The organism is Microbacterium sp. RU1D (assembly GCF_900156435.1).
Lineage (GTDB): Bacteria > Actinomycetota > Actinomycetes > Actinomycetales > Microbacteriaceae > Microbacterium.
Genome location: NZ_FTPQ01000001.1, coordinates 515,744 through 535,786 on the forward strand (window position 1 = coordinate 515,744; position 20,043 = coordinate 535,786).

The following is a 20,043-nucleotide window of genomic DNA, read 5'->3' on the forward strand; positions in this document are numbered from 1 at the left end:
TGTTCGCTCCCCGCGGATGCAAAGACGCGGTCAGCCCGTGTATCCCTCTTCGCCGAGCGCCGCAAGGATGCGGTTCAGATCCTGAATGCTGGCAAAATCTATGCTGATCTGGCCTTTTTTTGCGTTCAGCGACACGCGGACCTTCGTGTCGAGCCGGTCACCAAGACGGTCGGCCACGTCGTCGAGACCGCTCCGGCGGGAGCCGGCCGTGGGTTTCTGTCGAACGGGGGCCACGCCGGGCATCTTGGCCGCAGCCTCCGCCGCGCGAACCGACAGGTCCTCGTTGACGATCTTGTCGGCGAGCTTCTGCATCTCCTTCGCATCGTCGAGGGAGAGGATCGCGCGGGCGTGACCGGCGCTCAGCACGCCTGCCGCCACCCGCTGCTGGACGGGCACGGGCAGCTTCAGCAGACGGATGGTGTTGCTGATCTGCGGACGGGAGCGTCCGATGCGCGTCGCCAGCTCCTCCTGGGTGATGCCGAAATCCTCCAGCAGCTGCTGGTAGGCCGACGCCTCCTCCAGGGGATTGAGCTGCGAGCGGTGCAGGTTCTCCAGCAGGGCGTCCCGCAGAAGATACTCATCGTCCGTCTCCCGCACGACGGCAGGGATGGTGTCCAAGCCGGCCTCGCGCGAGGCGCGCGTCCGCCGCTCGCCCATGATGAGCTCGAACGTGCCGTCGCCCTTATCGCGCACGACGACCGGCTGCAGCACTCCGAACTCCCGCACGGAGTGGATGAGCTCAGCCAGATCGTCCGGGTCGAAGTGGGTGCGCGGCTGCCGCGGGTTCGGCACGATCGACTTCGGGTCGATGTGGACGAGACGTGCGCCCGGTACGCTCACCAGCGCGTCGGCCGCCGGGACGGATGCCGCGGGGGAGTCACTCTTCGTCCCGTTGTTCCCCTCCGGGAAGAACACGTCGACCGGGCGAGCCTCCGAGGGTTCCGCCGTGGGGATGAGGGCGCCGATACCGCGACCCAGTCCGGTCCTCTTCGCCATCAGGAACCCTTCTTCGTGGTGTCTCGCGCAACGATCTCCACCGCGGCTTCGCGGTAGGCGATGGCGCCCGCTGACTGGCCATCGTACGCGATGACGGTCTGACCGAAGCTCGGCGCTTCGGACACGCGGACGGAACGCGGAATGACCGTGTCCAGCACCTCACTCGTGAAGTGAGAGCGAACCTCTTCGGCCACCTGCTGCGCGAGACGCGTGCGCCCGTCGTACATCGTGAGCAGGATCGTCGACACGTGCAATGTCGGGTTGAGGTGCTTCTGGATCATCTGGACGCTCCCGAGAAGCTGACTGAGCCCCTCGAGCGCGTAGTACTCGCACTGGATCGGGATCATCACTTCGTCAGCCGCCGTGAACGCGTTGATCGTGAGAAGACCCAGCGAGGGCGGGCAGTCGATGATCACGAAGTCCAGGTGGTTGTCGTCGATCGCGAGATAATCACGAAGAGCGCCACGGAGCCGGTGCTCACGCGCCACCTGAGAAACAAGTTCGATCTCAGCGCCGGCCAGGTGGATCGTACTGGGAGCACAGAGAAGGTTCGGCGACTCCGGGCTCGTCTGGATGATATCTGCGAGGGGGAATTCGTCGATCAGCACGTCGTAGATGCTGGGCGTCTCCGCGTTGTGTGCGACACCAAGAGCGGTCGACGCATTCCCCTGGGGGTCGAGGTCGATGACGAGCACTCGCGCGCCGACGGATGCGAGGGCGGCGGCGACGTTCACAGCAGTGGTCGTCTTCCCGACGCCACCCTTCTGATTCGAGACGGTGAACACACGAGTACGACCCGACAGTTCCACCTTCGCGGCTTCCAGCGCGCGACGACGAGCAGACAGGTCAGCAATCTCGCGAGCGATGGGGGAGTCGTCGAGCGAGAATGACGACGCAGATGCCTCACCGGACTGTTTCACGTGAAACACACCTCTCCGTCGCGAACTCGCCCAGTCTACCTGCGCGGTGCGACATCCACGTGGCTATGAACACGATGGTGAGGACGCAGTGGGATCAAGGTTGTGGGTTCTGGTAGTGACGACACGTTTCATCAACGGGCCTGAAAGGCGACAGCCGCGCGGAGCCCTCGACCAGCAGCGGCTACTCGTCGCGGACGCGACTTTGCAGCGGTAATGGCCGAGCCACGGGTCCACGGTCATCGCAATCGCCCGCACCCTCGCCGACAGGGCACGGAGCGGGGCACATAACGGCACGCACTCGTTCTGGGTTCAGTGCGCCCTGTCGCTGCAATCGCATTACTCAAGAGCACTGCCCAAGCGGGCGCCACGTGCTGCATGCCGTGATCGGACAATATGCACCGCTATCAACGGACCGCGCGGAATAGCCGGCGTACGCCGATGAATCTCCGCTCCCGCTTCGGCACATTTCCTCCTTACGCGGGTGGAGAGATCCCCGTCGGATTTCGCGTTCGAGAGAAGTCCGCGCATCGAGATTTCACCGATGCTCCACCGAGTACCACCGCCGCCATTCCGGAATCACCCCGCGGCAGCTCACCCGAACGGTGGCGGTATCAAACCGGCACTGCTCGTGCTTCAGCGCGGCCCGGCCGCCGGAGGCGAGCGGAGGCCGACGTCGCCAGTCCGCGACCTTAACCCGCCGTCCGTCTGGATCCGATCCGCAAAGAGATTAGCCCACCTCCTTCCTGCACCCCGTTCGGTATCGCGCATCTGACGCCGCCCGCTCGTTGTGCGGAGCGATTGAGAAGTCGCTGAGAAGCATCAAGACGCTTTCGTCGGATGCCACGCCGCAACCCCACGGGAACCGATCGCCTTATCAGCGGTCAACAACAAAATCAGGGACCGTCTCGGAACTCAACTCGGTAGTGTGTCTGCCTTCGCGCGCTGGCAAGATGAGGCGTTCGTATGGCCGACGGCGGTGCAGCGACACGGCGGAGCAGTGATTCGAGGACAGGGTGGCATCCGGTGACCAGTCGCAGCAAGACGCCGGAAAAGAGCGATGGGCGCTGATCGAGTCTGAGTCGACAATGTCGGCGGATGCGCGTTGCACCCGGAGACCTTAGGGGATAGGTGACTCTCGCCCAGAGAATCCGTCACCGACGTGACGATCGTCGGTTCTGATGTTTCACGTGAAACGGAAGGGTTGCCAAACGCAGCTCTTACGGTACGCGCTCACACCTCGCCCGTAGACGACCACGCTGAGTCAAGGGCTACGCCCGCGCCGGTTTCGCCTGGGCTTGGCGGGAAGGTTTGGTCGAACGTCGATGGTCCTTTGACCGGCGAGCTCACGCGTCCCGCCGGGCTGCGCCCGTGAGCGGCGGGATGAACGCCCGTCTAGACGTGTCGCATCGAAAATTCCAATCACGACGGTGCGCAGCCATCCACGGTCTTGGATTATGAAACGCCGCGTGAGCCGGTGAGGCGTTTCACGTGAAACATCGCGAGCCGGACCCCACTAATGCGCCGTTAGTGTGCCTTCTAAGAGACACCGCCGCCGCCCGGGAGCAGCTCGTCTTCCCGACGAATGGGCCCGCTTCAACGGGCGCGTTGCGCGCGACGCGTGGGCGGAGCGGGACGTTGCTCACGTCCTGGCCAACCGATGATTCATGGGGTGACGTGCGTGCTGCCGACTGACGGAAGTAGGGCGAGATACGTGCGGTCGGTTCCCGAAATGCGCAGCCTTCATGCTCAACTGCCACTCCGCCGCGGGGAGTTGCACGTGAAACATCGGCACTTCGACCGTATGGATCCGTCCTCATTCCGACCGATCGGTTGGCGGGCTAGCTGGAGCCTGACAGGGGCCCACCTCCCGCGCGGCCGGCCCGGAAGCGACTTCCACGAAACACCTGGGTCCAGCCGATGCGCGCTACCCGACCGCCGTGCGGTTTCGCTGCCGCGCTCGCGCGCGTTCAACCGGAGGTTGCGGAAACGCGGCCCGCGGAACGAACTCTTCAGGTTGTCACAAGATCCGGCAGCAGCTCCATTGCCAGAGAGCGATCGTATCGCGCGGTCTTCTGGCGGGGACCAAGACCACAACGATTCACTTTCACAGCCTGCGGCGGACCGGACATTCCAAACCGCATGAACGGCCGCACTCAGACAACGCACACGATGGATTTGTCGCATCTCCGGGCGATCAAGGAGGCGAAGTCTGCGACACGCCTCAGCGCTGCCACGACGCACCGCAGTCACACAATCGCGCGTCTTCGCGCGGCACGATCGCACTCGCCCAGCCGAACCCGCCTGGCGCCAACTCACCGGCCGTCACCGGGAATGGTGGTCTGTTCGTTGCGTGCCTGACGTGTACCATCGAGCTGTGGCACAGCGCGGATCCGGTCGTGTGCGAAGCGCCCCGCGAAGCATTGCGCGTAAGCGATACGAGCCGGCTCCCTCTCTATTCGCCAGCCGCGCGATGGTGTCACGTGAAACATGTCGTGCCCGAGCACGGCCGCCGAGCCTCCCCGGAGCGAGCGAGGTAAGGCCCGATTCCCGACGTTTCACGTGAAACACATCCCAACCGACGAGTGGGGAACCCGTCAGCGACGGACAGTGCGGCATTCGAGCGATTCCAGCGAATCCCACGCCGTGAGGTCCAGCCGGCCCCGTATGCCCCGAAGCCCTGTAGGAACGGCGCGGGCCTCTGCGGCGACCCTACGCACAACCGCGCCGGATCTCTGATCGGGGTGGCCGACCGCACCTACGCGAAGTCATCGCGGCCGTCGACGCAGCCCCGCGTTATGACCACGGGAGCCACCCACCTGCAACGAGAAATCACAGGCAGTCCGACGAGACCAGGTCGAGGCGCAACTCCGTCGCCTACCCGGGCGCGCACGGCGCAGCCCGCGGGTCCGGGGGAGGGTCTTCGCACCCCAGCGACAACGCTGGCGCCGCATCCTTTCAGGGAGAGGCTGTCGCCGCAAATGAGTGGATGAGAGTCGCCGCCGTACGCTGCGATGTTCCCTGTAGTACGAGGCTCACCCACTTTCTCTCTACCGCCCGCGAACACGGCGGCCCGGGCGACACAGAACGCGGCCCAACCGCCCGGCACCACAGCGCCGGTGCGCGGCTCGCGTAAGAATCCAGAAGCAGGCGCGGGCGTCAGTGCGTGTGCCTGTGTCACTCGCCACGGACACTGCGTCGACAAAGGCGCCGCGTGAAGTCATCGCTCCTGACGAGAATGCTTCACCGACGAGCGGCATCGGCGCCGCAGACATGGCCGTCCAGCGCCTCGAAGACCATCGGCCAACTAGACTTGGCGCAAGGACGACAGAGGACCCCTCAGAACCCCCGGCATCTGCACGCTTGCTCGCCGCCCAACGCGTCGGACCCTCGCCCGGCGTTGGCATTTGGCGGCCCGTGACGTCGTGTCTCTCCTGACCATCACCATCCTCGACGAGCGACCCTCGTTCTCGAGCCCCGTCAGTCGTTCATCAGGCTCCGACCTCAGCGTCGTATCGATCGGCTTGCTCCGAAGTCAACGCACTCGTCGCCCCTGACACTCGGCAGGCGGCTGGCGTTCGCAGAAACGGAGGACTGACGACGCGCAAGACCCCATGACGCAGGCTGCATAAGAACCGAAGGGCCACGGTGAAGGCACGCGAGGAGTTGTCCGCTCGGTGAGATAGACCGGCAGTGGCGCGAGCACCTTCTCTCCATGAGATCCAGAGAGATGTCCTAGGCGACGGCACAGGCGCATGCAGCTCGACCCCTACGGCGTCAGTGATGAACCCCCGCGAGATGATTCAGCGTGAACCCCGACCGCCACCTCCACCTCGATCCCGGCGCCAAAAACGGCTACAGCGCCTCTCATCTCACTCCGCCGCTCACCGCTCACGAGCCATCGAGTTGCGTTTCACGTGAAACATGAAGCAATGCCCGCAGTCGCCGCGCCCCTCATGCGGAGCCGCCGGAATTCACCATGGACGGAGGACGCACCAAGCGCAGGGGGCATCGGAGCGAGCGGCCACCGTGCCCGCATCACCCGTCCACCCATCCGGTGACGTCGTCGATCCGGGAGCGACACATGTATCGGAGCCGAAGATCGAGGAGGCTCCCCACCCGGACGTCCGCGACGCCTCAAACGCCGAACCGTCATCGGCGGGAGCAATGGCCGCGATCTCCGCACCTCGAGCGCTGTCATGCGCGAGCCGTAGACGTCGTCCAGGGGAGCGGGGGAGGGGGTCGCCCATCACCCACCCGCAGACCACCAACGTCTCCGAAGCAGCCACTACGGCCATACCCGACGCACACTGATGGCCGAGACGCCCGCTCGCCGTACCTCGGTTCACTGATCACTCGAAGCCCGGCTGCTCCCGACCGTGCCGCCGTCACCGCCAGCGTCCCGCTCACGCCCGAAGGCACACCATTACGATCCCCGCGTATCTACGCGGAATCGAGACTTCTGCTCCCGATCCTGAGTCGACACGCCTCGACCGTCGGTCTGCCACCGCGGTGGGCGAAGCAACCACAGATCCATTCTGTAACCTCACTGCGGTCCCGGAGCGAGCAGCCATCCCGGCCTCGACACCCCCGCACGCAGATGCGCCTGCTCGGATACGGTGCCTTCTCGCTCCGCTATCGGATGGCGAGGACGCCCCACCCGTTGCACACGTGGCAGACCACGAACCTCCGTCAGACATCCGACAGAGAACGAACGCACGCCAGCATCTCGTCATCCGAGCCGGAACCGGTAGAAAAAGCCTGATCAAGCCAAAAAACGGCAAAGATTACACGTCATCGGGACACCGTTGCGACAAAGACGCGGGTCGGCTCGTCGAGCACACCTTCGCCGACGACCTCGATCGACACGTCGTGCAGACCGAACTTCCGCACCTGCTTCGCGGCCGCGTCGAGCTCGGCTCCCACATTGGCGCCCTTCAGGAACACCAGACGGCCCTGCGGTCGCACCAGCGGCGCCGTGAACGGGAGGAGCGTGCGCAGAGCGCTCACCGCGCGAGCGGTAGCGACATCGAAGACGCGACCTCCTGTCCACTCCTCACCGCGCATCCGCTCCACGGTGACGTTGGAGAGCGACAACTCCTCCACCTGCTCCGAAAGCCAGACCGTGCGACGCTCCATGGGCTCGATGAGCGTCCACTCGACATCCGGACGGGCGATCGCCAGCACGAGGCCGGGCAGACCCGCTCCGGATCCCACGTCGACCGCACGGCCGTGGAAGTAGGGGGCCGCGATCGCACTGTTCAGAATGTGACGAGTCCACAGCCGTGGCACTTCGAGGGGTCCGATCAACCCGCGTTCTTCGCCGTGGCGCGCCAGATTCTCGGTGAAGAGCCGGGCGCGCTCGAGGTTCTCACCGAAAAGCGACTCGGCGACGGCCGGCTCTGCTTCGAGCTGTTCCGGCATCTCGAACCTCAGCCGCGACGAAGCACGGTGTGACGGTCAGCACCTTCGCCGAACGACTCGGAGGAGTATCCCCGGTCAGCCGCGATGTCGTGAACGAGCTTGCGCTCGTAGCTCGACATCGCGGGAAGCGACGCCTGCGAGGCGCCCTCGTCGAGGCGAGCGATGGCCCGGTCGACGAGGTTCTCGAGCTGACGCTGTCGCGCGTCCCGAGAGCCCCCGATGTCGAGGATGAGCCGCGAGAAACGGCCCGTCGAGTTCTGCACGGCAAGCCGCGTGAGCTCCTGCAGCGCCTGCACCGTGTCAGGGTGCGACAGGCTTCCCAGCGCGGCGGCATCTTCGGCTTCGACGGATACGTACGCTCGGCCCGCGCGCACATCCATCGCCAGGTCTCCGTCGATATCGGCGATGTCGAGCAAGCCCTCGAGGTAGTCGGCGGCGATGTCGCCTTCCTGCTCGAGCTGCTCCTCGGTGGCGGCGGTCTGGTCGGGGGCGATCTGATCGGACGTCGTCATCGTGATCTCCGGATGTCAGGAAGCGGGGGAGGAGCCGGGGCGGCCGGCGGTCCCACCCGCGGCACCGGTGTTCTTGGTGGATTGCTGCTTCTTGGCGCGCTGCTTACCCACCGGTTGCTGGCGCTTGGGCGCCGCGGCACGGGCGCGCTCGGCCTCCTCGAGGAGACGCTGCTGTTCGGCCTCGTACTTCTCGATCGGGATGACTTTGCCGGTGGAGTCGATGGCCTTGCCCTTGCGCGAGAGGCGCTCCTCGCGCGCCTTGGCGGCATCCGAACCGGGCGTGGGCATCTCGCGGATGACGACGAACTGCTGCACCATCGTCCACAGGTTGCTGACGAACCAGTAGATGACGACACCGAGCGGGAAGAAGACACCGGAGAAGATGAACGCCAGCGGAAGGATGTAGAGCATGATCTTCTGCATCTGGTACGCCTGACCCGTCTTGGCCTCCGGCGACAGGTTCTTCGAGATGATCTGCAGCTGCGTGAAGAACTGCGAACCGATCATCAGCACCACGAGCGTCAGCAGGATGGCGACGGTCACCTGACCGTCGGGCTGGCTCCACGCGGTCACGAGGTTCACGTGCATGGATGCCACGTCGAACAGGCGCGCGTCGTAGAACTCGGTGGTGAGCTCGGGCGTCAGCAGACCCACACCGCCGACTCCGCTCGCCGCGTGCTTCGACACGTCGTTCAGAACGCTGAAGAGAGCGAAGAAGATCGGCATCTGCACCAGCAGTGGAAGGCAGCTGGACACGGGGGTGGTGCCGTGCTTCTTGTAGAGCGCCATCGTCTCGCGGCTCATCGCTTCTCGCGAGAGCTGATCGCGCTTGCCCCGGTACTTCTCCTGCACCTTGCGGAGCTCGGGGGCGATCTCCATCATCTTGCGCTGGCTCTTGATCTGCTTCACGAAGAGCGGGATCAGCGCTGCGCGGACGATGAGCACCAGGCCGATGATCGACAGCACCCACGTCAGACCTGCTGCCGGAGGCATGCCGAGCGCCGTGAACAGCGCGTGCCAGCCCACCAGCACGAGCTCGACCGCCCATTTCAGCGGCCAGAGGATGGTCCCAATGAGATCGAATTGCACGATCAGTCCTTTCGGGAGGGCACGACGAATCCGTGCGGAGTGAGTTCGTGGCGGAAGGCCCGGTGAGGACGGACGTCGTCGATGCCACCCTGAGCCCAGGGATGACAGCGTGCGAGACGGGCCGCGGTGAACGCGATGCCCTTCACGAGTCCGTGCTGTTGCACGGCGCCCACCGAATAGGCGGAGCAGGACGGATAGTACTTGCACACGTCGCCGTAGACGTGCGAGATCGTGGCGCGATACGCGTGCAGCAGGATCAGCCCCGCATTACGCGGGAGAAGCGGGACGGATGCCAGGACGGCATCCGCTCGAAGTCGACCGGTCCCCGTGGAGGACATCGGGAGTGTCGAAGCGCTCATGCTGACGCTTTTCGTTCGAGGCACCTCACCACGTCGGCGCGAAGGGTCGCGTAGTCGATCGTGGCGGCGGAGGGAAGTGCACGGATGACGATCGAGGCGCCCCCGCGGATGGACGGGAGCGCCTCGGCGCACACCGCCTTGAGGCGGCGGCGGATGGTGTTGCGGGTGACAGCGGAGCCGACCTGCCGGCTCACGATGAAGCCGAAGCGAGGCGAATCAGTCTCGGCCGACGAGCCGACGTACGTGATCGTGTGCGCTCCGGCACAACGAGAACCCCGTCGGACTGTGGCTTTGTAGTCCGATCCGCGGGTGAGTCGGTTCGGCTTCGCGAGCACCGGGTCTGTCAGGCCGAGAGCTCGGTGCGGCCCTTGGCGCGACGCGCCGAGAGGATGCTGCGGCCGGCACGCGTGCGCATGCGGGCGCGGAAGCCGTGCTTCTTGGCGCGGCGGCGGTTGTTGGGCTGGAAGGTGCGCTTGCTCATGGGTCACTCCGGAGGTGGTGTCGCCCGATGCTCTTCTGCCGGGGACGGGGTCGGGACTGCCGTATAGGCATAAGTCAACCGACTAAGGCTACGTCGCGCGCGGCGTTAACTCAAACCGGGGAGCCGACCGCCCATTATCCCCAGGCGTTGTCCACAAGCATGGCAAAGACACGCGGCCGGGTCCTACAGTGGATTTTGCTCCGAGAGAGCCGCGAACTAGCGTGGCCCCGGAAGTTATCCACAGGCTCGACGCGACACGTCGACCACCCGTCGCGTCTAGATCCCGGAGGGGATATGTCTCTGCACGAAGTACCGGATGTCCCCGTCTGGTCGGCCGTGCTGGACCATCTTCTCACCGATGACCGCGTCACTCCGCAGTTGCACGGCTTCCTCAACCTCGCCGTGCCCCAGGGGGTCATGGGCGGGACGCTTTATCTCGACGTGCCCAACGATCTGACGGCGGCGCAGTTCAACAAGCGCATGCGCGCCCCCATCCTCGAAGCCCTTGCACAGGTCCAGGGCGATGACCCCTCCGTCGGCACGTTCCGCGTCGTGGTGAATCCCGATCTCGTGGAGTCACCGCGTCCGTCTTCTTCCCCGACGGCGGCGACCCCGGATCGCTCCGCCGTGCCCGCCGCACACGGCGTCGTGACAGAACAGGCACCCGAACCGATCGTCCCCGCCTCGCGCAACGACACCCGGCTCAATCCGAAGTACACCTTCGACAACTTCGTCATCGGGCAGTCCAACCGGTTCGCCCATGCCGCCGCCGTGGCAGTCGCCGAAGCGCCGGCGAAGGCGTACAACCCGCTCTTCATCTACGGCGACTCCGGTCTTGGCAAGACGCACCTCCTCCACGCCATCGGGGACTACGCCGCGAGCATGTACGCCGGCATCCGTGTCCGCTACGTCTCGAGTGAGGAGTTCACGAACGACTTCATCAACTCGATCGCGAACAACCGCGGCTCGGCGTTCCAGGCGCGCTATCGCGACGTCGACATCCTCCTGATCGACGACATCCAGTTCCTGCAGGGCCGCGCCGAGACGCAGGAAGCGTTCTTCCACACCTTCAACACGCTGCACGACCACGACAAACAGGTCGTCATCACCAGCGACCTCCCGCCGAAACAGCTGACCGGCTTCGAAGACCGGATGCGCAGCCGCTTCGAATGGGGCCTGATCACCGACGTCCAGGCGCCCGACCTCGAAACGCGCATCGCCATCCTCCGCAAGAAAGCGCAGAGCGAGAGGCTGCTCATCCCCGACGATGTGCTCGAGTACATCGCCACCGTCGTCTCGTCCAATATTCGCGAGCTCGAGGGCGCCCTCATCCGCGTCTCCGCCTTCGCGAGTCTGAACAGATCGACGCTCGACATGTCGCTGGCCCAGACGGTCCTCCGCGACATCATCGACCAGGATGACGCGAACGTCATCTCGCCGACGGACATCATCACGGCGACAGCGCAGTACTTCAAGCTCTCGGTCGACGATCTGTACGGCTCGAGCCGCTCGCAAGCCGTGGCGACAGCGCGACAGATCGCGATGTATCTGTGCCGTGAGCGGACGAGTCTGTCTCTGCCGAAGATCGGCCAGCTCTTCGGCAACCGCGATCACACGACCGTCATGTACGCATACAAGAAGATCAGCGACCTCATGAAGGAGCGTCGCTCGATCTTCAACCAGGTCTCCGAGATCACCAGCCAGCTCGGCCGCATGCGCTGAGCGCTCTCCTCGCATGAGGGGTCCGTCCGAGGTTTCGGGTGGACCCCTCATGTCTTTTCCGCCCTCAGCAGCCGGCGAAACGCCGGGGAACGCGATGTTTCAGACAGTTCTGCACAGTGTGGAAAACCTGTGGATAACTCGGATTCTCTGCGGATGAGCTGTGCACGAACGCGTTAACGCTGTGGATGACGGAGGAGGGTCGACGTCCGGCGGCGCTGTTAAGTGCCCAGGGTCTCCGCAACGCGTCCACAGTTAACAAGCGAGCTGATCCCTTGCGTTAACAAGCGTGTCGCGAGTTATCCACACTCTCCACAGCGGTTAACAAGATGAAGATCCTTTCCCGTTGTTAAGAGAGATTCGATGACCTTGCCGTGCAGACCACGCTCGATCGGCGCAGCCGGAGCAGGGCACTAGCATGGGTAAGCCATACCCGCCGTCAAGGGAGCGCCCGTGAAGTTCCACGTCAATCGCGATGTGTTCAGCGAAGCCGTCTCGTTCGTGGTCAAGCTCCTGCCGCAGCGCAATCCGCAGCCGATCCTGGCCGGTGTGCTCATCGAGGCCGGCGACCAGGGACTCACGCTCGCGGCCTTCGACTACGAGGCATCCGCCCGCACCACGATCGAGGCGACCGTCGACGAGCCGGGCACGATCCTCGTTCACGGCCGACTGCTCAGCGACATCGCGAGCCGCCTGCCGAACGCACCCATTCAGATCGCTGTCGACGACGACGGCGGCATCCTTCTCACCTGCGGCTCCGCGCGCTTCACACTGGCATCCATGCCGGTGCAGGAATACCCGGCCATTCCGGAGGTTACGGGTGAGTCGGGTCTCGTCCCCGCCGACGAGTTCGCCACGGCGATCGCTCAGGTCGCCTTCGCCGCCTCCCGCGACGACGTCACGCCGGTCCTGACCGGCGTGCAGCTCGAGGTCACCGGCACCCAGCTCAGCCTGGTGGCCACCGACCGCTATCGCGTCGCTCTTCGCGAAATCCCGTGGGACGGTGGAGCCGCGGCATCCGATGAGCCGACGTCGGCTCTCGTGCCGGCTCGCACCCTGCAGGAAGTCGGGAAGACCTTCGCGCACGGCGGCGACATCTCGATCGCCTTCTCCGGCTCGGGTGACCGCGAGATCATCGCCTTCTCCTCCGGCAACAAGACGGTGACGTCGCTGCTCATCAAGGGCAACTTCCCGCCCGTACGCCGTCTCTTCCCCGCGCAGACCGAGCACCACAGTGTCGTGAACACGGCGGAGCTCGCCGAGGCCGTTCGTCGTGTCGCCCTGGTGCTCGACCGCTCCGCGCCCCTGCGCTTCACCTTCGGCCCGGAAGGCGTCTCGATGGACGCGTCGGGAACCGAGCAGGCGCGCGCGACCGAGTCGGTTGACGCGACCCTCGTCGGCGACGAAGTGACCCTCGGCCTCAACCCCCAGTACTTGCTCGAGTCACTGGGTGCCGTGCGCAGCGAATTCGCGCGCATCACCTTCACGTCGAGCGACAACGCGAACAAGCTCAGCCCCGTGCTCGTCACCCCGCAGACCTCGGTCGACAAGGGCGGCGAAGGGTCGTTCAAGTATCTCTTGCAGCCGAATCTGCTGCTGCGCTGACGGTCCGTGGTCGCTCCCGTCGCGATCGCCGTGTCGGAGGCGACGGGTAGTCTGACCCGGTGATCGTGGAGCAGCTCGGACTGAAGGACTTCCGCAATTACGCGGGTGTCGACGTCTCGCTCTCCGCGGGCGCGAATGTGTTCATCGGTCGCAACGGGCAGGGGAAGACGAACCTCGTCGAAGCCGTCGCCTATCTCGCCACGCTGGGTTCGCACCGTGTCTCGAACGACGCCCCCCTGGTCCGCGACGGGACGGATGCCGCGATCGTGCGCGCTCGGCTCGCCCACGGTGAGCGCAGCGTGCTGCTTGAACTGCAGCTCAACCGACAGGGGGCCAACAAGGCCCGCGTGAACGGCGTCAACGTCCGGACCTCGGAGCTCCCGCGCTACGCCCAGGTCGTGTTGTTCGCCCCCGAAGACCTGCAGATCGTCCGGGGCGACCCTTCGGCCCGACGTCGCTTCGCCGACCAGCTCATCGTGCAGCGCACCCCGCGGATGGCCGCCGTGCTCGCCGACTACGACCGCGTCCTGCGTCAGCGCAGCGCGCTGCTGAAGTCTGCTCGGGCGCGGGGTGTGCGCGGCGACTCCCTCAGCACGCTGGACGTCTGGGACGACAAGCTCGTCTCGCTCGGCACCGAGGTGATCGAAGCCCGGCTCGCGTTGGCATCCGATCTCTCCGAACCGATGGCGCGCTCCTACGCCGCGATCGCGGGCGCGGAGCACGGACCCCGTCTGTCGTGGGCCCTCTCCGTCGGCGGCGCTGACCCCGAGGAGGGCGAATCCACGGACGCCGGCGGCTCTTCGGCTCCGCTCGCCGATCAATTCCGCACGGCGCTCGCCGCCCGACGCAGCGCGGAGCTCGAGCGCGGTCTCACGCTCGTGGGGCCCCACCGCGACGACCTGGTGCTGGAAGTGCGTGGCCTGCCGGTCAAGGGCTACGCGTCGCACGGCGAATCCTGGTCGGTCGCGCTCGCGCTGCGGCTCGCGTCGGCGGAACTGCTGCGCGCCGAATCCCGTCTCGGCGATCCGGTCCTCATCCTCGACGACGTCTTCGCGGAGCTCGACTCCGGCCGCCGCACGCGCCTGGCGGAACTGGCCGGCGGCTACGAGCAGGTCATCGTCACCTCCGCGGTCGAGGAAGACGTCCCCGATGCGCTTCGCGCCCATGTCGTCCGGGTCGAGGCGGGACGCATCCGGGAGACGCTCGATGACTGACGAGTCGGAACTGCCCGAGACCATGGCGACCTATCTGCGGCTGCGCGGGCTCGAACCCTCGCCCTACCGCAAGAAGAAGCGGCGACGCCGCGTCGATGACGGAGAGAACGCGCCGTTCGCGCCCGGCCGTGATCCACGCGGGCTCGGCGACGTCCTGTCGTCGCTCACGCGCTCCGCGGGGTGGGAGCCGCAGCTCTCGCGCGAGGACCTTGTGCGCACCTGGGACGACGTGGCGGGCGCGGACACCGCCGCCCACACCCGTCCCGTGGCGCTGGATGCCGGCATCCTGACCATCCAGGCCGACTCGACGGCGTGGGCGAAGCAGTTGCAGCTGATGCGTGCGCACATCCTGTCGGAGATCATTCGGCGCTTCCCCGAGGCGGGGGTCGAAGCAATCCGCTTCGTCGGACCCGACGTCCCCTCCTGGAAATGGGGGCCCAGAGCCGTTCCAGGCCGCGGTCCGCGCGATACCTACGGTTAGGCCATGGTCGGTCCCGGTTCGACACGATTTATCGCCGCGTAGGGCCTCACACGCCATTCCAGCGAGCCCCGCGCGGTAGGATGGAGATTCCGACGAATCGATCTGGAGCGCGTTCACTCATGACGTCCGAAAACCCCGACACCGTTTCCGAGGAACCCCAAGCGACGCCGGCCGCGAAGGTTCCCAACGAGTACGGGGCAGACGCCATCCAGGTGCTCGAAGGCCTCGAGGCCGTCCGCAAGCGCCCCGGTATGTACATCGGCTCCACGGGCGAGCGCGGCCTTCACCACCTGGTGCAAGAGATCGTCGACAACTCCGTCGACGAGGCCCTCGCTGGCTACTGCGACACCATCGACGTCACGATCCTCAGCGACGGCGCCGTCCGCGTGGTCGACAACGGCCGCGGCATCCCCGTCGACATGCATCGCACCGAGGGTAAGTCGACGGTCGAGGTCGTGCTCACCGTGCTGCACGCCGGTGGCAAGTTCGGCGGCGGCGGCTACGCGGTCTCGGGCGGTCTGCACGGCGTGGGTTCCTCGGTGGTGAACGCCCTCTCGACCCGCCTCGAGGTCGAGGTGCAGCGTCAGGGACACGTGTGGCGTCAGTCGTTCCGCAATGGCGGCGTGCCGCTGGCCCCCCTCGAGCAGGGCGAGGAGAGCGAGGCGACCGGCACCTCGATCACGTTCTGGCCGGATGCCACGATCTTCGACACGATCGACTTCGACTACGACACCCTGCGTACGCGGTTCCAGCAGATGGCGTTCCTGAACAAGGGGCTGCGCATCAGCCTGCGCGACGAGCGTCCGCAGTCGGTCATCACCGAGGGCGAGCCCGGCGAGGAGACCACCGCAGCGCGCCACGACTCGTTCCTCTACGAGCGCGGTCTCGTCGACTACGTCGAGCACCTCAACCGGGTCCGCAAGGCCGACGTGGTGAACGATGAGATCATCGAGGTCGAGTCAGAGGACACCGAGCGCAAGATCGCCCTCGAGCTGGCGATGCAGTGGACGACCGCCTACACCGAGAACGTCTTCACCTACGCGAACACGATCAACACCCACGAGGGCGGCACCCACGAGGAGGGCTTCCGCGCGGCGCTGACCACCCTCGTCAACCGGTACGCCCGGGCGAACAACCTCCTCAAGGAGAAGGACGACAACCTCACCGGCGACGACATCCGCGAGGGTTTGACCGCCGTCATCTCGGTCAAGCTGTCAGAGCCCCAGTTCGAGGGGCAGACGAAGACCAAGCTCGGCAACACCGAGGCGCGCGCGTTCGTGCAGAAGGTCGTCGGCGACAAGCTCGGTGACTGGTTCGACCGTAACCCCGGCCAGGCGAAGAACATCATCCGCAAGGCGATCGATGCGGCCACCGCGCGTCTGGCAGCGCGCAAGGCGCGGGAGACCGCCCGCCGCAAGAGCGTGTTCGAGTCGGCGGCGATGCCCGACAAGCTCAAGGACTGCACCTCGAAAGACCCGTCGATCAGCGAGATCTTCCTGGTCGAGGGTGACTCCGCCGGCGGCTCGGCCGTGCAGGGCCGGGACCCGCACACGCAGGCGATCCTCGCGCTGCGCGGGAAGATCCTGAACGTCGAGCGCGCGCGTCTCGACCGGGCACTGGGCAACAAGGAAGTCCAGGCGATGATCCAGGCCTTCGGCACGGGCATCGGCGAAGACTTTGACATGGCCAAGGCCCGCTACCACAAGATCGTGCTCATGGCCGATGCCGACGTCGACGGCCAGCACATCACGACGCTGCTGCTGACGCTGCTGTTCCGCTACATGCGCGGTCTGATCGAGGCCGGGTACGTCTACCTCGCGCAGCCGCCGCTGTACCGCCTCAAGTGGTCGAACCACCCGCACGAGTACGCCTACAGCGACCGGGAGCGCGACGCCCTGCTCGTCGACGGCCAGGCCTCGGGGCGTCGCATCCCCAAGGACAACGGCATCCAGCGCTACAAGGGTCTCGGCGAGATGAACGACCACGAGCTCTGGGAGACCACGATGGACCCCCAGACCCGCACGCTCAAGCAGGTCACGATCGACGACGCCGCCGCGGCCGACGAGATCTTCTCGGTCCTGATGGGCGAGGACGTCGAGTCCCGCCGCAGCTTCATCCAGCGCAACGCGAAAGACGTCCGCTTCCTCGACATCTGATCTCGCCGGCGCGACACACGGCACGAGACGACGAACGCACTACGGAACTGAGAAGACATGGCTGACGACACCACCCCCGAACCCGACGACGTCCGGGGCGAGCCGGTGCACGACCACGGCAAGATCGACCAGGTCGACCTGCAGCTCGAGATGCAGCGGAGCTACCTCGACTACGCGATGAGCGTCATCGTCGGTCGCGCGCTCCCCGACGTCCGCGACGGCCTCAAGCCCGTGCACCGCCGCGTGATCTACGGCATGTACGACGGCGGATTCCGCCCCGACAAGTCGTTCTCGAAGTGCGCGCGCGTCGTCGGCGAGGTGATGGGTCACTACCACCCGCACGGTGACGCCCCCATCTACGACGCCCTCGTGCGTCTCGTGCAGCCGTGGTCGCTGCGCTACCCCCTGGCACTCGGCCAGGGCAACTTCGGCTCACCCGGCAACCAGGGCGCGGCCGCGCCCCGGTACACCGAGACCAAGATGGCCCCTCTCGCGCTCGAGATGGTGCGCGACATCGAGGAAGAGACCGTCGACTTCCAGGACAACTACGACGGACAGACCCAGGAGCCGACGGTCCTGCCGGCGCGTTTCCCCAACCTGCTGGTCAACGGTTCGGTCGGCATCGCGGTCGGTATGGCCACGAACATCCCGCCGCATAACCTCCGAGAGGTTTCCGCCGGGGCCCTGTGGGCCCTCGAGAACCCGGATGCCACCCGCGAGGAGCTGCTCGAAGCTCTCATGCAGCGCATCCCCGGCCCCGATTTCCCCACGCGGGCGCAGATCCTCGGCACCCGCGGCATCAAGGACGCGTACCGCACCGGCCGCGGCTCGATCACAATGCGCGCCGTCGTGAACATCGAGGAGATCCAGGGCCGGACGTGCCTGGTCATCACCGAACTGCCGTACCAGGTCAACCCCGACAACGTCGCGGTGAAGATCGGCGACCTCGCCCGCGAGGGCAAGATCACCGGCATCGCCGACATCCGGGACGAGACCTCCGGCCGCACGGGCCAGCGCCTGGTCATCGTGCTCAAGCGCGACGCGGTCGCGAAGGTCGTGCTGAACAATCTGTACAAGCACACGCAGCTCCAGGAGAACTTCGGCGCCAACATGCTGGCGATCGTCGACGGCGTGCCGCGCACGCTCTCGCTCGACGGTTTCATCAGCCTCTGGATCGATCACCAGATCGAGGTCATCGTCCGACGGACGCGCTACCGCCTACGCAAGGCGGAGGAGCGCATGCACATCCTGCGCGGCTACCTGAAGGCGCTCGACGCGCTCGACGACGTCATCGCGCTGATCCGCCGGTCGCCCACGGCTCAGGATGCCAACGAGGGCCTGCAGAAGCTCCTCGACATCGACGAGGTCCAGGCCCAGGCCATCCTCGACATGCAGCTGCGCCGACTCGCCGCCCTCGAGCGCCAGAAGATCGTCGACGAGGCGACCGAGCTCGAAGCGCGCATCGCCGACTACAACGACATCCTCGCCACTCCCGGTCGTCAGCGGACGATCATCCGCGACGAACTGACGGCCATCGTCGACCGCTTCGGAGACGACCGTCGCACCGAGATCATGCACGGGTTCGACGGCGACGTGTCGCTCGAAGACCTCATCGCCGAAGAGGAGATGGTGGTCACCGTCACCCGCGACGGCTACATCAAGCGCACCCGCAGCGACAACTACCGGTCGCAGCACCGCGGCGGCAAGGGCGTGAAGGGCGCGCAGCTGCGCGCCGACGACGTGGTGGAGCACTTCTTCGTCACGACGACCCACCACTGGCTGCTGTTCTTCACCAACAAGGGTCGGGTCTACCGTTCGAAGGCCTACGAGGTTCCCGAAGCCGGTCGGGATGCCAAGGGTCAGCACGTCGCCAACCTGCTGGCGCTGCAGCCCGACGAGGAGATCGCGCAGATCCTCGACATCCGCGACTACCAGGTGGCGACCTACCTGGTGCTCGCGACCCGGGGCGGGCTCGTGAAGAAGACGCGTCTCGACGAGTACGACACCAACCGTCAGGGTGGCGTCATCGCCATCAAGCTGCGCGGGCAGACCGCCGACGAGGGCGACGACGAGCAGGCCGGCGCCGACGAGCTCGTCAGCGCGCTCCTGGTCGACGAGGGGGACGACATCCTCCTCATCAGTCGCCTGGGCATGTCGCTGCGCTTCTCCGCCACCGACAGCGCGCTGCGCCCGATGGGTCGCTCGACGTCGGGCGTGAAGGGCATGGACTTCCGCGAGGGCGACAGTCTGCTCTCGGCATCCGTCGCCAAGGACGACGAGTTCGTGTTCGTGGTGACCGAGGGCGGCTATGCCAAACGCACCGCGGTGACCGAGTACCGCATGCAGAACCGCGGCGGATTGGGCATCAAGGTGGCCCGTCTGACCGATGATCGCGGCGTGCTCGCGGGCGGCATGATGGTGTCCGAGAGCGACGAGGTCCTTGTGGTTCTTGCCAGCGGCAAGGTGGTACGCTCCTCCGTGGCCGAGGTGCCCGCCAAGGGCCGCGACACGATGGGTGTCGTTTTCGCCCGCGCAGGAGGCGACGACAGGATCATCGCGATCGCCCGCAACGCCGAGCGCAACCTGGCCGAGACGACGGAGACGACCACGGAGCCCCCCGCAGACGATGCGGACGGGGCCACCGCCTCCACTCCCGAGACCCCCGAGGAAAGTACTGACGCATGAGCACGGTAGCCGACAAGCTCGCCAAGAAGTCGACTCACAAGACCCCTGCCAAGCAGGTGCGACTGCGCCTGGTGTACATCGACTTCTGGTCGGCGGTGAAGCTGTCGTTCCTGGTGGCGGTCGCTCTCGCGATCGTGACGGTCGTGTCGTACTTCCTGATCTACCTGGTGGTCTCGGCGACGCTCCTCACCAAGCTCGACGAGTTCTTCACCAGCTTCACCGACGGCGGGGCGACGCTCTCGCAGTACGTCGGGCTGCCGCAGGTGATGGCGTTCGCGGCGATCGTGGCCATTCTGAACCTCGTGGTGGTCACGGTCCTCGGTGCCGTGATGGCCGGCATCTACAACCTCGCCGTGAAGGTGACCGGCGGCCTGTTGGTCGGTTTCACCTCGAACTGACGCCGAT

At 66.0% G+C, this 20,043-nt stretch carries 15 protein-coding genes; 7 read left to right on the forward strand and 8 right to left on the reverse strand.

What is annotated here, in order from left to right; translation table 11 throughout:
• Window positions 1–30 precede the first annotated feature (30 nt).
• The 8 genes from B0B15_RS02310 to rpmH form a co-directional block, all read right to left on the reverse strand.
• Window positions 31–996, reverse strand: a complete 966-nt coding sequence (locus B0B15_RS02310; RefSeq protein WP_076673100.1) for a ParB/RepB/Spo0J family partition protein — start codon at window positions 994–996, stop codon at window positions 31–33.
• Window positions 996–1,925, reverse strand: coding sequence for a ParA family protein (locus B0B15_RS02315; protein WP_371113230.1), 930 nt, complete (start codon window positions 1,923–1,925; stop codon window positions 996–998). The genes B0B15_RS02310 and B0B15_RS02315 overlap by 1 nt, the downstream gene beginning before the upstream one ends.
• Before the next feature lie 4,782 nt (window positions 1,926–6,707).
• Window positions 6,708–7,337: a 16S rRNA (guanine(527)-N(7))-methyltransferase RsmG gene (gene rsmG, locus B0B15_RS02320; RefSeq protein WP_076673102.1), complete on the reverse strand. Its 630-nt coding sequence runs from the start codon at window positions 7,335–7,337 to the stop codon at window positions 6,708–6,710.
• 8 nt (window positions 7,338–7,345) lie between these two features.
• Window positions 7,346–7,849 (reverse strand): Jag family protein, encoded by a 504-nt coding sequence (locus tag B0B15_RS02325; RefSeq protein WP_076673103.1) that lies wholly within the window; start codon window positions 7,847–7,849, stop codon window positions 7,346–7,348.
• 15 nt (window positions 7,850–7,864) lie between these two features.
• On the reverse strand, window positions 7,865–8,938 hold the full coding sequence (gene yidC / locus B0B15_RS02330) for a membrane protein insertase YidC (protein ID WP_176776548.1): 1,074 nt from the start codon (window positions 8,936–8,938) through the stop codon (window positions 7,865–7,867).
• A gap of 2 nt (window positions 8,939–8,940) precedes the next feature.
• Window positions 8,941–9,297, reverse strand: a complete 357-nt coding sequence (gene yidD / locus B0B15_RS02335; protein WP_256334147.1) for a membrane protein insertion efficiency factor YidD — start codon at window positions 9,295–9,297, stop codon at window positions 8,941–8,943.
• Window positions 9,294–9,632 carry a ribonuclease P protein component gene (gene rnpA, locus B0B15_RS02340; RefSeq protein ID WP_076673104.1) on the reverse strand — a complete coding sequence of 113 codons (339 nt, stop codon included), beginning with the start codon at window positions 9,630–9,632 and terminating at the stop codon, window positions 9,294–9,296. Before rnpA ends, yidD begins: the two co-directional genes overlap by 4 nt.
• A gap of 8 nt (window positions 9,633–9,640) precedes the next feature.
• Entirely contained in the window at window positions 9,641–9,778 is a 138-nt protein-coding gene (rpmH, locus tag B0B15_RS02345) for a 50S ribosomal protein L34 (RefSeq protein ID WP_005054680.1), read from the reverse strand.
• Between the two features lie 294 nt (window positions 9,779–10,072).
• Between rpmH and dnaA the strand changes: the two genes are divergently transcribed.
• The 7 genes from dnaA (at window position 10,073) to B0B15_RS02380 (ending at window position 20,036) form a co-directional block, all read left to right on the forward strand.
• Entirely contained in the window at window positions 10,073–11,500 is a 1,428-nt protein-coding gene (dnaA, locus tag B0B15_RS02350; protein WP_076673105.1) for a chromosomal replication initiator protein DnaA, read from the forward strand.
• 450 nt (window positions 11,501–11,950) lie between these two features.
• Window positions 11,951–13,102 carry a DNA polymerase III subunit beta gene (gene dnaN / locus B0B15_RS02355; RefSeq protein WP_076673106.1) on the forward strand — a complete coding sequence of 384 codons (1,152 nt, stop codon included), beginning with the start codon at window positions 11,951–11,953 and terminating at the stop codon, window positions 13,100–13,102.
• A gap of 59 nt (window positions 13,103–13,161) precedes the next feature.
• Window positions 13,162–14,316, forward strand: a complete 1,155-nt coding sequence (gene recF, locus B0B15_RS02360; RefSeq protein ID WP_076673107.1) for a DNA replication/repair protein RecF — start codon at window positions 13,162–13,164, stop codon at window positions 14,314–14,316.
• Window positions 14,309–14,797: a DciA family protein gene (locus B0B15_RS02365; protein WP_076673108.1), complete on the forward strand. Its 489-nt coding sequence runs from the start codon at window positions 14,309–14,311 to the stop codon at window positions 14,795–14,797. Before recF ends, B0B15_RS02365 begins: the two co-directional genes overlap by 8 nt.
• A 119-nt stretch (window positions 14,798–14,916) precedes the next feature.
• A complete protein-coding gene (gene gyrB, locus B0B15_RS02370; RefSeq protein ID WP_076673109.1) occupies window positions 14,917–16,953 on the forward strand; it encodes a DNA topoisomerase (ATP-hydrolyzing) subunit B in 2,037 nt (678 codons plus the stop codon).
• 57 nt (window positions 16,954–17,010) lie between these two features.
• On the forward strand, window positions 17,011–19,638 hold the full coding sequence (gyrA, locus tag B0B15_RS02375; protein ID WP_076673110.1) for a DNA gyrase subunit A: 2,628 nt from the start codon (window positions 17,011–17,013) through the stop codon (window positions 19,636–19,638).
• Entirely contained in the window at window positions 19,635–20,036 is a 402-nt protein-coding gene (locus B0B15_RS02380) for a DUF3566 domain-containing protein (protein WP_076673111.1), read from the forward strand. Before gyrA ends, B0B15_RS02380 begins: the two co-directional genes overlap by 4 nt.
• The last annotated feature ends 7 nt before the right edge of the window (window positions 20,037–20,043 follow it).

Coding starts and splice junctions, on each gene's coding strand:
- B0B15_RS02310 (WP_076673100.1), bottom strand. CDS start 996: ATGGCGAAGAGGACCGGACTGGGTCGCGGTATCGGCGCCCTCATCCCC.
- B0B15_RS02325 (WP_076673103.1), bottom strand. CDS start 7,849: ATGACGACGTCCGATCAGATCGCCCCCGACCAGACCGCCGCCACCGAG.
- yidD (WP_256334147.1), bottom strand. CDS start 9,297: ATGAGCGCTTCGACACTCCCGATGTCCTCCACGGGGACCGGTCGACTT.
- gyrA (WP_076673110.1), top strand. CDS start 17,011: ATGGCTGACGACACCACCCCCGAACCCGACGACGTCCGGGGCGAGCCG.
- dnaA (WP_076673105.1), top strand. CDS start 10,073: ATGTCTCTGCACGAAGTACCGGATGTCCCCGTCTGGTCGGCCGTGCTG.
- B0B15_RS02365 (WP_076673108.1), top strand. CDS start 14,309: ATGACTGACGAGTCGGAACTGCCCGAGACCATGGCGACCTATCTGCGG.
- rsmG (WP_076673102.1), bottom strand. CDS start 7,337: ATGCCGGAACAGCTCGAAGCAGAGCCGGCCGTCGCCGAGTCGCTTTTC.
- B0B15_RS02380 (WP_076673111.1), top strand. CDS start 19,635: ATGAGCACGGTAGCCGACAAGCTCGCCAAGAAGTCGACTCACAAGACC.
- rpmH (WP_005054680.1), bottom strand. CDS start 9,778: ATGAGCAAGCGCACCTTCCAGCCCAACAACCGCCGCCGCGCCAAGAAG.
- gyrB (WP_076673109.1), top strand. CDS start 14,917: ATGACGTCCGAAAACCCCGACACCGTTTCCGAGGAACCCCAAGCGACG.